The following is a 13,424-nucleotide window of genomic DNA, read 5'->3' as shown; positions in this document are numbered from 1 at the left end:
TATTATGTAACGCATTAAACCATGTGCCTCCCTGCGAGGCAAGGACTACTCTGCCATGCCTTCCGAACGCCCTGTTGCCTCTTCTTCATCATCTTCCGCCCTGCTGCTGGCGGCCATCATCCTGCTGGGCCTGAATTTGCGCCCCATCCTGGCGGCCATCGGCCCCTTGCTCGACAGCATCCAGGCCAGCACGGGCATCAGCAATGCCGACGCGGGCTTGCTGACCACCGTGCCCGTGTTCGCCATGGGCCTGTGCGCGCTGGCGGGTGCACAGTTGCAGCGCCGCCTGGGCGTGGTGCGCGGCATCTCGCTCGGCATCGCCATCATCGCCGTCGCCTGCGCCCTGCGCTGGCCGCTGCATGGCAGCGGCGGCCTGATCGCCACGGCGGCCCTGGGCGGCCTGGGCATCGCGCTGGTGCAGGCGTTGTTGCCGGCTTTTATCAAGCGCCATTTCCCCGAGCGGGCGGGCCAGTTGATGGGCTTGTATACGACGGGCATCATGGGCGGCGCGGCCATTGCGGCCGCGTCCGCCTCGCCCTTGGCGCAGTCGCTGGGCTGGCAGGCGCTGCTGGCCCTGTGGGCGCTGCCCGCCGTGGCCGCCGCGCTGCTGTGGCGCCGCGCCTCGGCTTCGCGCGTGGACGTGGCCAGCGGCGCGGGCGCCAGCCTGCCCGTGGGCAGCCCACGCGCCTGGCTGCTGATGGTGTTCTTTGGCATCGGCACGGGCGCCTACACGCTGGTGCTGGCCTGGCTGCCGCCGTTTTATACGGAACTGGGCTGGAGCGCGGCCAGCAGCGGCTTGCTGCTCGGTGCCCTGACCCTGGTGGAAGTGCTGGCGGGACTGGTGATTTCCAGCATCATCCACCGCTTTCCCGACCGCCGCATCCTGTTATTGTCGGTTCTGCTGGCCGTGCTGGCCGGCCTGGCCTGCCTGATCGTGGCGCCCGCGCAAATGGCCATTCCCGCCGTGATCCTGCTGGGCTGCGGCATCGGTTCCCTGTTCCCCCTGTCGCTGATCGTCAGCATGGACCATGTGCGTGACCCGGCCGGCGCCGGTGCGCTGCTCGGTTTCGTGCAGGGCGGCGGCTACATCATCGCCAGCAGCATGCCCTTCATCGCCGGCCTGATCCGCCAGCATTCGTCCAGCCTGGCCCAGGCGTGGATGGTGATGGCCGCTGGCGTGGTGCTGTTGCTGCTGATCGCCGTGCGCTTCGCGCCGGGGGTGCGGCTGGCGTCGCCTGCGGCGAAAATCGCGTAGGCTGGCGGTTTGCTCTTGAGAGAAAGATGCCGCCATGGCTGACCATCCCCCCACGCCGCCGTCCCTGCTGCCCGCCAACCGCCGCATCGTGCTGTCCGGCGAGGATGCGCTGCGCATCCTGCGCGAGATCGAATTCCTGCTGCAGTCGCTGCAGCACATCGGCCGCCATTATTATCCCGACGGCGACGATGACGGCGCCGATGCCCAGCGCCGCGCGCAGTATTGCGCCGAAACGACGCGCTTCATCGACGAGGAGCAAGCGACGACCCGTTTGGCGCTGATGCGCCGCCTCCTGTCCGCCCCATTCGACACCGCCCTGGGCGACGACGGGATGGACGATCTCGAGCGCGCCGTCGCCGCGCTGCCGCTGTGGCACGCTCCCGGCGACTGATCACAAAAACCAATTGAAATGTAAAATTCGATAGTTTTTCCTGTTGAGGACGTTTGTGCCGCCGCACGGCCTTACAATGCTAGGTTATGCGTTTTCGTGATATCAGACTGTGGCTAGCGGAAAATACCTAGCTAATTGAAAGAATTGGTCTGATAAAATCGGAAGCACCCCGATCGACCAAACAGGAAGGCAGCACAGCATGGATTCGTCATCTGATAAAAAAGAAGAATTGCGTCAACAATTGCGCTTGGCCGCACTCGAGTACCACGAGTGCCCGCGCCCCGGCAAAATCAGCGTGACGCCCACCAAACAACTGACCAACCAGCGCGACCTGGCCCTGGCCTATTCGCCAGGCGTGGCGGCACCGTGCGAAGAAATCGTCATCGATCCGGCGAACGCCTATAAATACACGGCGCGCGGCAACCTGGTGGCCGTCATCACCAACGGCACGGCCGTGCTGGGACTGGGCAATATCGGCCCGCTGGCCGCCAAGCCGGTGATGGAAGGCAAGGGCGTGCTGTTCAAGAAATTCGCCGGCATCGACGTCTTCGACATCGAGATCAACGAGATGGACCCCGATAAACTGGTCGACATCATCGCTTCGCTGGAACCGACCTTCGGCGGCGTGAACCTGGAAGACATCAAGGCGCCCGAGTGCTTCTACATCGAGCGCCAGCTGCGCGACCGCATGAAGATCCCCGTCTTCCATGACGACCAGCACGGCACCGCCATCATCGTCGGCGCGGCCATCCTGAACGGCCTGAAAGCCGTCGGCAAGAAAATCGCGGACTGCAAGCTGGTCGTGTCGGGCGCGGGCGCGGCCGCGCTGGCCTGCCTGGACCTGATCGTCGACCTGGGCTTCCCCCTGAAAAACATCTACGTCACGGACCTGGCCGGCGTGGTCTACAAGGGCCGCACGGAATTGATGGACCCGGACAAGGAACGCTTCGCGCAAGACACGCCGCTGCGCACCCTGGCCGAGATCATCCCGGACGCCGACATCTTCCTCGGCGTCTCCGCCGGCGGCGTGCTGAAACAGGACATGGTGCGCAAGATGGCGCCGAACCCGCTGATCTTGGCGCTGGCCAACCCGAATCCGGAAATCCTGCCGGAAGAAGTCAAGGCCGTGCGCAGCGACGCCATCATCGCCACGGGCCGTTCGGACTATCCGAACCAGGTCAACAACGTGCTGTGCTTCCCGTACATCTTCCGCGGCGCCCTCGATTGCGGCGCGACGACGATCACGCGCGAGATGGAAATCGCCGTCGTGCACGCGATCGCCGACCTGGCGCATGCCGAGCAGTCGGACATCGTCGCCAGCACCTACGGCATCAGCAACCTGTCGTTCGGTCCTGAATACCTGATTCCGATGCCGTTCGACCCGCGTTTGCTGATCAAGATCGCGCCAGCGGTGGCCAAGGCGGCCGAGGATTCCGGCGTCGCCACGCGTCCGATCAAGGACTTGCAGGCGTACGCGGACAGCCTGCAGCAATTCGTCTACCGCAGCGGCACCTTCATGAAGCCGCTGTTCCTGATGGCCAAATCCACGCCGGCCGAACTCAAGCGCATCGTCTACGCCGAAGGCGAAGAAGAGCGCGTGCTGCGCGCCGTGCAGGTGGTGGTCGATGAAAAACTGGCGCGCCCCATCCTGGTGGGCCGTCCGCCCGTGCTCGAAGCGCGCATCCAGAAGTTCGGCCTGCGCCTCAAGCAAGGCGTCGATTTCGACGTCATCAACCCGGACTTCGACGAGCGTTATCGCGATTACTGGAATACGTATTACGACATGACCAGCCGCAAGGGCGTCACCGAGGAATACGCGAAACTGGAAATGCGCCGCCGCCACACCCTGATCGGTTCGATGATGATCCACAAGGGCGACGCCGACGGCATGATCTGCGGCACCTTCGGCACCACCCAGCTGCACCTGAAATACATCGACCAGGTGCTGGGCAAGCGCGCCGGCAGCAATGTGTATGCCGCCATGAACGTCTTGATCATGCCGGAACGTCAATTGGTGATGGTCGACACGCACGTCAATGAAAACCCGGACGCCGACCAATTGGCCGAGATCACCATCATGGCCGCCGAAGAAATGACACGTTTCGGCCTGTCGCCGCGCGCGGCCCTGCTGTCGCACTCGAACTTCGGTTCCAGCGACAGCGCCTCGGCGCAAAAGATGCGCGCCGCGCTGGCCATCATCAAGGAATGCGCGCCGGACCTGGAAATCGACGGCGAAATGCACGGCGATACGGCCCTCGACAGCAAGCTGCGCCAGAAAATCATGCCCCATTCGGCACTGAAGAACGACGCCAACCTGCTCGTCATGCCGAACATCGAATCGGCCAACATCGCCTACAACCTGGTGAAGACGGCGGCCGGCAACGGCATCGCCGTGGGGCCTATCCTGCTCGGTTGCGCCAAGCCCGTGCACATCCTGACGCCATCGGCCACCGTGCGCCGCATCGTCAACATGACGGCACTGTGCGTGGTCGACGCAGTGGCGCAGCGCAAAGCCTAAGCTTTTAGCTGCCGCCTGAAAGCCGCCCCGTCTGCATGAACTGAACCCCGAAAGTTGGACACCAACTTTCGGGGTTTTTCTATGGCGAAGTACAGTACGCAGTTCAAACTGGATGTGCTCCAGCACTGCCTGCAGGGTGAGGCCGGCATCAAGGCCATCGCCACCGAGCATGGCCTTCACCCTTCGATGATCAAACATTGGCGCAATTTGTATGCTGCTCATGGACAGGCTGGCCTGGAGAAGAAGTTCACCCACTATCCGGTTGAGCGCAGATTACAGGTGTTGGAGCACATGTGGGCCAACCGGCTCTCCTATCGTCAGACCGCGGCGGTATTCAATATCCGCAGTCCCTCTTGCCTGCCTGTCTGGGAGCGCTGCTATCATAATGGTGGTATCGACGCCCTGATGCCGCGACAGCGCGGCAAACCCAAAAAAATGCCGACTTCTCAACCGCCCCAGCCTCAACCGCATATCGACGATGCAACCCGTAGCCGCGAAGAACTGCTCGCCGAGGTGAATTTCTTGCGCATGGAGAATGCCTATCTAAAAAAGTTAAAAGCCTTGGTTCAGCAGCAAGAACAGCGAACGACAGCGCGCAAAAAGCGCAAGTAGTTGGTGAGCTAAGGCAACAATTTCCGCTGGCGGACCTGCTCAAGCTCGCGGGGCTGCCGCGCAGCACCTTTTACTATCAGCAGAAGGTTGCGCAGGTAGCCGACAAGCATCAGGCACTCAAGCAACAAATTCGATCCATTTTTGCCCTTCATCAAGGGCGTTATGGATATCGACGCGTGACGCTTGCGATTCGGCAACTGGGCCGGCAAGTCAATCATAAGACTGTCCAACGGCAGATGGTGCAGCTCGGATTAAGGTCGCTGGTGCGTCCCAAGAAGTATCGCTCGTATCAAGGCGAGGTGGAGCAGGCGGCGGCGAATGTCTTACAGCGCCAGTTTCAGGCGCAGGCAGCCCATCAGAAGTGGGTGACGGACGTGACGGAGTTCAACGTCGCCGGCGAGAAGCTGTATCTGTCGCCGGTGATGGACCTGTACAACGGCGAAATCGTGGCGTTTGAAACGGCCAGGCGGCCCGTGTTCAAACTGGTGAGCTCGATGCTCGAGAAGGCGCTGGCCAAACTGACGGCGAAAGACAAGCCCATGCTGCACTCTGACCAGGGGTGGCAATATCGGATGCCGGCTTACCAGAAAATGCTGCGGGATAAGGGCGTCGCGCAAAGCATGTCCCGCCGGGGAAACTGCCTCGACAACGCGGCCATGGAAAGCTTCTTTGCCGTGCTCAAGACCTGAACAAGTTCAGCAGCGTCGACGAACTACAGCGCGGCATCAAACAGTACATCCACTACTATAATCACGAGCGTATCAAACTCAAGTTAAAAGGGCTGAGTCCTGTGCAATACAGAACCCAGCCCTTGGCCACCTGGTAAGCAAACTAAACCGTCCAACTATTTGGGGTCAGTTCAGCAGGAGGGGCGGCTTTTTTACATCGGTGGCACGGGCAGGGCCGTGGCGGGAGGATGGCGGCGCAGGTAATAGTGGCGGTACAGCATGATCTCGCCCCACACCAGCAGCAGCGCGGCCAGCGCGAACAGGCCCAGCGTGATCTTGAGCGAATTGAAATAGGCGCCGGCCTGGCGCTTGATGGCGTCGATGAAGATCATCGGCACGGATTTGTCGAGTTTGCTGAAGTCGGCCTGGCGCGCCACATCGGTGGTCAGGCGCACGGCCAGGTCGGTGCCCAGCGCGGCCAGCTCGCCCGTCGCCTGGCCACGGAAGTTGGCGCCCTTGAGCGCTTCGCCGAGCAGGCCGACCCTGGCGATCAGCTGTTCCTGCAGCACCTGCGTCAGCAGCACGCTGCCGCGGCGCAGGATGAATGCATTGATCCAGCGCGCCTTGCTGCGCTCCCAGTAACTGTCTGAGGTGGGCCGGTAATACATGCCTTGCACGTATGGCTCGAGCAGGCTGCGCACGCTGATGGGCTGGCCCGGGGCGATCAGCTTGACCTGCTGTTCCAGGTAGACGCGCAGCGCCGGCATCTGCGCTTCGACCACCGGCTGCAGGTCGCGCTCGAGGGCCTGGTTGACCACGCGGTGCACGCTGTGCACGGCGCCAAAGCCGCCGCCGAGGAGCGGCAGCGCGAGCAGGATCAACACATAGCTGAGCTTGGCGGCCACATGCCAGGCGGGCGGACGGCGCACCAGCAGGCATTTTTTGGCCAGCTGATGACAGATGCCGAGCGCCAGCACAAAGCCGAGCACGCCATACAGCAGCATCCACGGCAGGACGGTCCACAGCAGGTCGCTGCCGAACGGCGCCAGGGCGCTGCCCCAATGGATCAGTTGTTGCTTCATCTACATTGCCTTGATATGGAAAATCAGGCAAGTATAGCCATTGTGCAACAGAACGTGGCGCGCGGAACCTCAGTGCGCCATCAGCACGGGCAAGGTCATCTGGCGCAGCACGGTTTCCGTCACGCCGCCCAGCAAAATTTCGCGGAAGCGCGCGTGGCCGTAGCCGCCCATCACCAGCAAGTCCGCATGCACCTCGGCGGCCATGGCCAGCAGCGCCGCGCCGATGTCGCCGATGGCGACGGTCTGGCGCACTTCGACGGGCACGCCATGGCGGCTCAGGTAGGCGGCGATGTCGGCGCCCGGATGGCGGGCCGGTTGCGCGTGGCCGGCGGGCGGGTGCAGCAGGGCCAGCACCACCAGGCGCGCCGCGCGCAGCAGGGGCAGCGCGTGGCCGATGGCGCGCGTCGCTTCCATGCTGCCATCCCAGGCCACCACCACGGTGTTGTCCACTTGCGCGAATTGGCCGCTGCGCGGCACGATCAGCACGGGACGGGCCGCGTTCAGCATCACATACGGCACCAGGTCGCCCATGGCGCCGGGCAGCGCTTCGCTGTCGTCGTGTTGGCTCAGCACCGTCAAGTCGCTGTAGCGGGCGCTGACGGCCATGCCGCCATCTTCGTCGTCTTCGATCAGGCGCCGCTCGAGCGAGACGGCGCCGGCCTGGCGCGCCAGCGTTTCAAACTGGTCCAGCGCCTGCTCAGCCTGGCCATGCAGGGCAGAAATCTGCGCCGCCACGGCGCCGCCGCGCATGCCGCGGTTGTTTTCCAGGGTAAAGCGCGACACGCCCGTCATGGCGGCGCCGATCAGGTGCGCCCGGTGGTCCAGCGCCAGGCGCGCCGCGATGGCGATGCGCTGCGGCGCATGGCGCGACAGGTCGGCGTGGACGAGGATGGATTTGTAAGCCATGGTGTCATTCGCTAGTCAGGATGGCAACAAGGCTAGAACGGCAACACGGGCAAGTCCAGCATTGCCGTGCCGGACGGCGGTTTTCTTACGCGGGACTTGACGTGGATCAAAAAAACACGGGCCGTGGCCATCTGCAAGGCCACCGCCAGGAAATTACGAGGTGTTTGATGTGCATCAAAATGCCGGGCCCGTCACCAGCCATAATGGCCTTGAACTCCTTGCCCTTCCAGTGGTCTGCAACGGTGCCGGCGCCATCTATCCGGCACTTCCTTGTGTGACGCAACAACGCTGGCCGTGGCGGGAGTTCACTGCTCGGCGCCTTGCCTGAAGTCTGCTACATTCGCATCCTGTTTTTCTGAAAGGATGACTATGCCTTTAGCTAATCACGGTAATAACTTCTTGCGGCACAATCAGCAAGCCTGGGATGCGCAGGCTGTACGCAACAGTCCCTGGTCGCAGCCCGTCGACAGCGCCACCATCGCCGCGGCCCGTGCCGGGCAGTGGCAAATCCATCTGACGCCCGGTCCCTTGCCGGCGGGCTGGCTGGGCGAGGTGCGCGGCAAGCGCATCCTGTGCCTGGCCGGTGCCGGCGGGCAGCAGGCGCCCGTGCTGGCTGCCGCCGGCGCGCATGTCACCGTCTTCGACCTGTCTGAACAGCAACTCGCGCAAGACCGCATGGTGGCTGAACGCGACGGCTTGCAACTGGCCACCGTCCAGGGCGACATGCGCGACCTGGCCCGCTTTGCCGACGCCAGCTTCGATGTCATCATCCACCCCGTGTCGAACCAGTACGTGCCCGATATCGCCCCCGTATGGCGCGAATGCGCGCGCGTGCTGGCCGATGGCGGCGTGCTGCTGAGCAGTTTCTTCAATCCGGCCGTCTTCATCGGCGACCGCGATCCGCAATGGGCACAGCAGGGCTTGATACGGCCCCGTTTCGTGCTGCCGTATTCGGATGTGGAGGATATGGATGCCGATGCGCTGGCGGCGCGCATGGAAAAGGGCGAGGCGCTGGTCTTCGGCCATGGCCTGGACAGCCAGATCGGCGGCCAGCTGGCGGCCGGTTTCATGCTGGCGGATTACCACGAGGAAATGCATCCCCACCCGCGCTTTGAAATTGAAAAATACCTGCCCAGCTTTATCGCCACGCGGGCCGTCAGGCTGGCGCGCGCGGGATAGCGATCATTAGTTGTACGGTTGCAAGTCCAGCCACACGGCATACGCCAGGCGCTTGCCGTTCCACAGGCCGCCGCCGCGGATGACGGCGTCGCACGAGGTCAGCTGGCCCACCAGGTCCTGGCGGCCCAGGTTGCGGCGCAGGCGCAGGGCGTCGTTGTGCGACAGGTAGCCCACCAGTTGCCCGTCGATGAAGACGGCGATGGCCTTGTCCTGGAACGGGTTGGCATCGTCGCAGACGAGCAGGGCCAGGCATTTTTCTTCCGCGTTGCCGGGACCGTGCTCGCCGGCCAGCTTGGCGATGGCGGGTTGGTACATCGCTTCGTTTTCCACTTCCGACGCAAAGCGCCCCTCGTCGCTCCAGTGATGCGCCGGTGCGCCCGGCGGAATCGCCGGCACGTACTGGCGCACCGACATCAGCGGCTTGTGCAGTGGCTGGGCGGGCGTGCGGCCGCTGAAGACGTAGTAGAGCAGGGCGATGACGACGGCGATGGCAAGCAGGTAAAGCATGGTATCTCTCTGATTTCTTGTGGGGATGAGCCGGGGGCGGCGGCGCGCTGCGCGCCATGGCCGCTACTATAGCAAGTTCGCCGCGCCGTCCCGGGGAAACCTGGCCATGATGCGGCGCCGCCGGCGCAATGCCAGCGGGTCGTTCAGCACCAGCGGCGAGGCGCCCGTCAGTCCCGAATCATACTGGCCGTGGCGGCGCAGCACGGTGGCATATTCGCGTGGCGCGTGGCCCTGCGCCAGCATGCGCGCATCGCAATCGACCTCGATGGCAAAGCGCAGCCGGCGCAACTGCCACCACAGGGGCACATTCCACGGCATGATCACGATCAAGGCGTAGGCCAGGGCCAGCAGCTGCGGGTCGCGCGCCTGGATCCGGCATTGCTCGTGCGCCAGCAGCAGCGCCTGTTGCGGGGCAGGAATCAGTCGCAGCCACACGGGCATCACGATGCGGGGGCGCAGCAGCCCCGCCACGCAGGGGCCGATGCCGCCGCTCAAGAATACAGGCGTGCCCAGCAAGGTGGTTTTTTGCCAGCGGCGCTGGTGCGACAGCAGCCAGACGCTGCGCAGCGCCAGCAGCATCAGCATGCCGCTTGATAACATGAGCCAGCCCAGTTTCAGCTGCGACAGCTCGGCCGGCAGGCTGGCCAGCACGCCGGGCAGCCATGGCAGGGGCACGATGACGGAGGCGGCCATGACCGCCAGCCACAGCCAGCGCGTACGGTTGCGCGCCTGGCCGCGCCGCTGCAGCGCGGGCTCGATCCGCCAGGCGCCGGCCGCCAGCAGCAGCGCCAGCGCGATGGTGCAGAGCAGCCAGGCAGGCATCGTGCGCCTAGCGCTTGCGCGCCATGCCGACGGAGGCGGGCGCCGTGTGCCGGAAGCCGAACTGCGCGTACAGGTCTTGCGCCTGGCCGTCGGCGATCAGGCTGACATAGGCGCTGTCGGGCACGTCGCTGTCGATGAAGCGGCTGATTTCACGCATGATCAGCTTGCCCAGGCCCTTGCCCTGGTGGGCCGGCAGCACGGCGATATCGACCACCTGGAAAAAGCAGCCGCCATCGCCGATGACACGGCCCATGCCCACCACGTCGTCGCCGTGCAGCACTTGCACGGCAAACAGGGAATTCGGCAAGCCCTTGGCCGCCGCCGCCGTGGTTTTCGCGCTCAACCCGGCGGCGACGCGCAGCTGCTGGTAGGTGGCGATGGAGGGAATGGCCAGGCGGGTGGTGTAGGGCGATGCGGCAGTCAAGACGGTCTCCTGTGCAATATGGATGGAATGGCCATTATAGGCGGCGAGCGCGGCCGGGGGGCGCCACGCTTTATTCGCCGCGCCCTATGTCGTGCGCGGCGCTTTTGCGCTATGGTGGCGTCATTCATTTATTTGTTGAAAGCATGCCATGTCCGCAGGATTTACCGCCACCGAGTTGTCCGTCATCCATGAAGACGACGCCCTGATCACCACCCTGGCCGCGCCAGCGGGCAAGGGCGAGCCCGTCTACCTGATGCTGCAGCGCGCCGACGACTACGACGAGCAGGACGTGGCGCTGGGCATGGACGAACCGTATATTGAATATGGCGGCCAGGAATTTGCCTGGTATGGCCACATGCACGCCGTGATCCTGCATCCGAATCGTTTATCCGTGCAGATGGATGCCGAGGCGGCCATGCAGATGGACGACGATGGCCAGATCGACGTGCGTTTTACTTTGACGCCCGAGCGCTACGCCCAGCTGCAGCAGGCGCTGCGCACGACGTTCGACGGCTGCGATTACTATCGCGAGGAACGTTGATCTGCGCGCACGGCGCCCGCCAGGGCCTCGTCTATGATCGATAGCGGGTAGTGACTGCGGGAGAAAACGATGACGCTGCTGATACTCGGTTTGCTGCTGTTTCTTGGTGTGCACTCGGTGCGCATCGTCGCCGACGGCTGGCGCGGCGCCCAGCTGGCGCGCCTCGGCGAAAAGCGCTGGAAGGGCGCCTATTCGCTCATTTCCCTGCTTGGCCTGGCCCTGCTCATCTGGGGCTACGCCCTGGCGCGCCAGCAGCCGCAGCCGGTGTGGACGCCGCCCCTGGGCTTGCGCCACGCCAGCGGCCTGCTGATGCTGTTCTCGCTGGTCCTGCTGGCGGCGGCCAACGTGCCGCGCAACCGCATCAAGACCTGGGTCCACCATCCCATGCTGCTGGGCACGCAATTCTGGGCCGTCGCGCATCTGCTGGCCAACGGCAACCTGGCCGACGTGCTGCTGTTCGGCGGCTTCCTCGCCTGGTCGCTGGCGGACCTGTATTGCGCCGTGCGGCGCGACCGTGCCGCCGGCGTCACGTACGCGGGCGGCACCGCGCAAGGCACGCTGCGCGCCATAGCCGCGGGCTGTGCGCTGTGGCTGCTGCTGGCGTTCTGGCTGCATGGCGTGCTGTTTGGCGTGCGGCCGTTCGGGTATTGAGATGGATCAAACGACGTGGCGTCGTCAGTGACTAACACCTTCCTGAAAAGCAAGGCCGGAAATTGCTTCGAGTTGCCTTGCGGCGGCAGCTGCCATACCGTAGTGTCCGCTTATGCCGCCGAAGCGGACGTGGTGTGACGCGGCTGACGCAGCTTTCTTCCCGTCCGTTCGCTTTTGCGCCTGCTCTCATGCCCAATAAACGCTCCGGCGGCAAACCCATATGCAAGCGCATGCAGAGGCGCCGCGGATGCCGCACCGTGTTTCCCGGATAGTTACACCACGGCAGCGCTGAACGACTCGGGCCGCCGCGCAAGCAGCTGGGACAGCCGTTGCAGCCCGGCCTGCAAGTGTCCGCGGTCCTTGATGCTGCCCAAAGAGATCCGGATGGCGTTCACGGAGGCGCTGCCGGTGGCGAATGCCTCGGCCGGCGTGACGGCGATGCCGGAGCTGGCGGCTGCATGCGCAAGCTGCGCGGAGTTCCAATACGCCGGCAACTCGAGCCAGACATGCAGGCCGTCTCCCGCGCCGCTGTACCGTCCCGCCAGGATATCGCGCGCCATCCGGTGGCGCAGGCGCGCCTCCTTGCGCACGCCTTCCATCAGTCCGTCAGCCGAACCGTCGAGTATCCACTGCGTGGCCAGTGCGGCCGTCAGCGGCGCGACCATCAGCGCAAAGGATCGTAGTGCGACCAGGAAGCGTTCGCGCTCAATCGGGTCGCGTAGCAGCACGAAGGCGACCCGCAAGCCGGGCGTCAGGCATTTCGACAGGGTCGAGATGTAGATCACCTGTTCCGGGGCAAACGTGGCAATCGGCGGCGGCGGGGCATCGGCAAGCAGCCAGTAGGGATCGTCCTCGACGATGCGTACATTGCAGCGCTGCGCAATGCCGGCGAGCTCCTTGCGCCGGCGTTCCGGCATGGTGATGGCGGTCGGGTTCTGCAAGGTCGGATTGAGATAGATCAGGCCAGGCTTGTGCTGGCGGCACGCCTGCTCCAGCATCTCGGGCAGCATTCCGTGCTTGTCCGCTTCCACGGCAATGATGTGCCGGCCGAATTGGCTCGCCGCGGCACGCAAGCCGGGATAGCTCGTCGGCTCTGTCAGGATAAGCTCGCCAGGCTCCGTCAGCGCAAGGATCAATGCGGCGATCGCCGCTTGCGCACCTGGACAGACAACAACTTGCCTGGCATCCAGAGGCCCGAACATCGGTGCCAGCCATTTGGCGCCGGCCTTGCGGTCGGAGTCGCTTCCCCCGCCCAGGTGGTAAGTCATCAGCAATTCATTGTCTGCCCTCATCAATACTTGCGCCAAACCTTGTTTCAACATGTCGTCGAAGTCCACGCCATCCGGCGGTGGCGGGGTATTCATGCTCAGGTCGAGGATAGCGGTCAATTCGACTTTCGGCGCCGCGACATAAGTGCCTCGCGCGCCGCGGCCCTCGAGCAGCTTGCGGCGCCTGGCTTCGTCGTAGGCGCGCGTGATCGTCGTCAGGTCGACGTCCAGCTCGGCTGCCAGCTGGCGCTGCGTAGGCAGGCGGTCGCCCGGTTTCACCGATCCGTCTGCCAGCGCCGCCTGCAAGGCATCGGCAATCTGCAAGAAACGTGGTCCTTTGTTCCCGGCCAGGCGCGGCATCCAGATAGTCAAATGTTCATCTTGCATGGTTTTCAACTGGGACATTTTGTCTCAATGTATGGAGATTGTTTTCAAGTAGTATGCATCAGAACGTGCAGCAACACCATCCTTGCCTCGCAGTCGCTGACGTATCCGCATTCGGCCAATCACTGCGCAAGATGCCATTGTGCTTTCATGGCTGGATAGCTAGATATAATGAAAGACTCAAACAGGATGCCCGGAGGGGATGGTTTGAACAGA

12 protein-coding genes and 1 pseudogene are annotated in these 13,424 nt (G+C 63.9%); 7 read left to right on the top strand and 6 right to left on the bottom strand.

The genetic code is table 11. The annotated features are described in order from the left end of the window. Positions 1-55: 55 nt before the first annotated feature. The 4 genes and pseudogenes from AC3RCJ_RS26770 (at position 56) to AC3RCJ_RS26755 (ending at position 5,602) form a co-directional block, all read left to right on the top strand. The gene (locus tag AC3RCJ_RS26770; protein ID WP_492964030.1) at positions 56-1,255 is read left to right on the top strand and encodes an MFS transporter; all 1,200 of its coding nucleotides are present in this window, start codon (positions 56-58) and stop codon (positions 1,253-1,255) included. A gap of 34 nt (positions 1,256-1,289) precedes the next feature. Continuing rightward, positions 1,290-1,646: a hypothetical protein gene (locus tag AC3RCJ_RS26765; RefSeq protein ID WP_492964029.1), complete on the top strand. Its 357-nt coding sequence runs from the start codon at positions 1,290-1,292 to the stop codon at positions 1,644-1,646. Positions 1,647-1,845: 199 nt separating this feature from the next. After that, complete coding sequence (locus AC3RCJ_RS26760) at positions 1,846-4,164, top strand: NADP-dependent malic enzyme (protein WP_492964028.1); 2,319 nt, start codon at positions 1,846-1,848, stop codon at positions 4,162-4,164. A gap of 81 nt (positions 4,165-4,245) precedes the next feature. Further along, positions 4,246-5,602 (top strand): annotated as a pseudogene (locus AC3RCJ_RS26755) (IS3 family transposase). A gap of 54 nt (positions 5,603-5,656) precedes the next feature. Here the strand turns inward: AC3RCJ_RS26755 and AC3RCJ_RS26750 are convergent. Next, positions 5,657-6,526: a hypothetical protein gene (locus tag AC3RCJ_RS26750; protein WP_492957283.1), complete on the bottom strand. Its 870-nt coding sequence runs from the start codon at positions 6,524-6,526 to the stop codon at positions 5,657-5,659. A gap of 69 nt (positions 6,527-6,595) precedes the next feature. Continuing rightward, positions 6,596-7,432 (bottom strand): universal stress protein, encoded by an 837-nt coding sequence (locus AC3RCJ_RS26745; protein WP_492957282.1) that lies wholly within the window; start codon positions 7,430-7,432, stop codon positions 6,596-6,598. 363 nt (positions 7,433-7,795) lie between these two features. Between AC3RCJ_RS26745 and AC3RCJ_RS26740 the strand changes: the two genes are divergently transcribed. Then, positions 7,796-8,611: a class I SAM-dependent methyltransferase gene (locus AC3RCJ_RS26740; RefSeq protein ID WP_492957281.1), complete on the top strand. Its 816-nt coding sequence runs from the start codon at positions 7,796-7,798 to the stop codon at positions 8,609-8,611. Between the two features lie 6 nt (positions 8,612-8,617). On the opposite strand, the gene AC3RCJ_RS26735 is transcribed toward AC3RCJ_RS26740, so the two are convergent. The 3 genes from AC3RCJ_RS26735 to AC3RCJ_RS26725 all read right to left on the bottom strand — a co-directional run bounded on the left by AC3RCJ_RS26735 (position 8,618) and on the right by AC3RCJ_RS26725 (position 10,364). Then, positions 8,618-9,118, bottom strand: coding sequence for a hypothetical protein (locus AC3RCJ_RS26735; RefSeq protein WP_492957280.1), 501 nt, complete (start codon positions 9,116-9,118; stop codon positions 8,618-8,620). Positions 9,119-9,184: 66 nt separating this feature from the next. Further along, positions 9,185-9,940, bottom strand: coding sequence for a M56 family metallopeptidase (locus tag AC3RCJ_RS26730; protein ID WP_492957279.1), 756 nt, complete (start codon positions 9,938-9,940; stop codon positions 9,185-9,187). Positions 9,941-9,947: 7 nt separating this feature from the next. Beyond that, the gene (locus AC3RCJ_RS26725) at positions 9,948-10,364 is read right to left on the bottom strand and encodes a GNAT family N-acetyltransferase (RefSeq protein ID WP_492957278.1); all 417 of its coding nucleotides are present in this window, start codon (positions 10,362-10,364) and stop codon (positions 9,948-9,950) included. Positions 10,365-10,512: 148 nt separating this feature from the next. On the opposite strand from AC3RCJ_RS26725, the gene AC3RCJ_RS26720 reads away from it, so the two are divergent. Together AC3RCJ_RS26720 and AC3RCJ_RS26715 are read left to right on the top strand one after the other, a co-directional pair. Then, entirely contained in the window at positions 10,513-10,905 is a 393-nt protein-coding gene (locus AC3RCJ_RS26720; protein WP_492957277.1) for an Imm10 family immunity protein, read from the top strand. A gap of 69 nt (positions 10,906-10,974) precedes the next feature. Continuing rightward, positions 10,975-11,556, top strand: a complete 582-nt coding sequence (locus tag AC3RCJ_RS26715) for an NnrU family protein (protein ID WP_492957276.1) — start codon at positions 10,975-10,977, stop codon at positions 11,554-11,556. A 272-nt stretch (positions 11,557-11,828) separates the two neighbouring features. On the opposite strand, the gene AC3RCJ_RS26710 is transcribed toward AC3RCJ_RS26715, so the two are convergent. Next, positions 11,829-13,229: an aminotransferase-like domain-containing protein gene (locus tag AC3RCJ_RS26710; protein WP_492957275.1), complete on the bottom strand. Its 1,401-nt coding sequence runs from the start codon at positions 13,227-13,229 to the stop codon at positions 11,829-11,831. Positions 13,230-13,424 lie beyond the last annotated feature (195 nt).

The organism is Janthinobacterium sp. GW822-FHT07H11, assembly GCF_058798615.1.
Note: the sequence above shows the minus strand (reverse complement) of the source record. Positions and strands in the feature narration are given on the sequence as shown.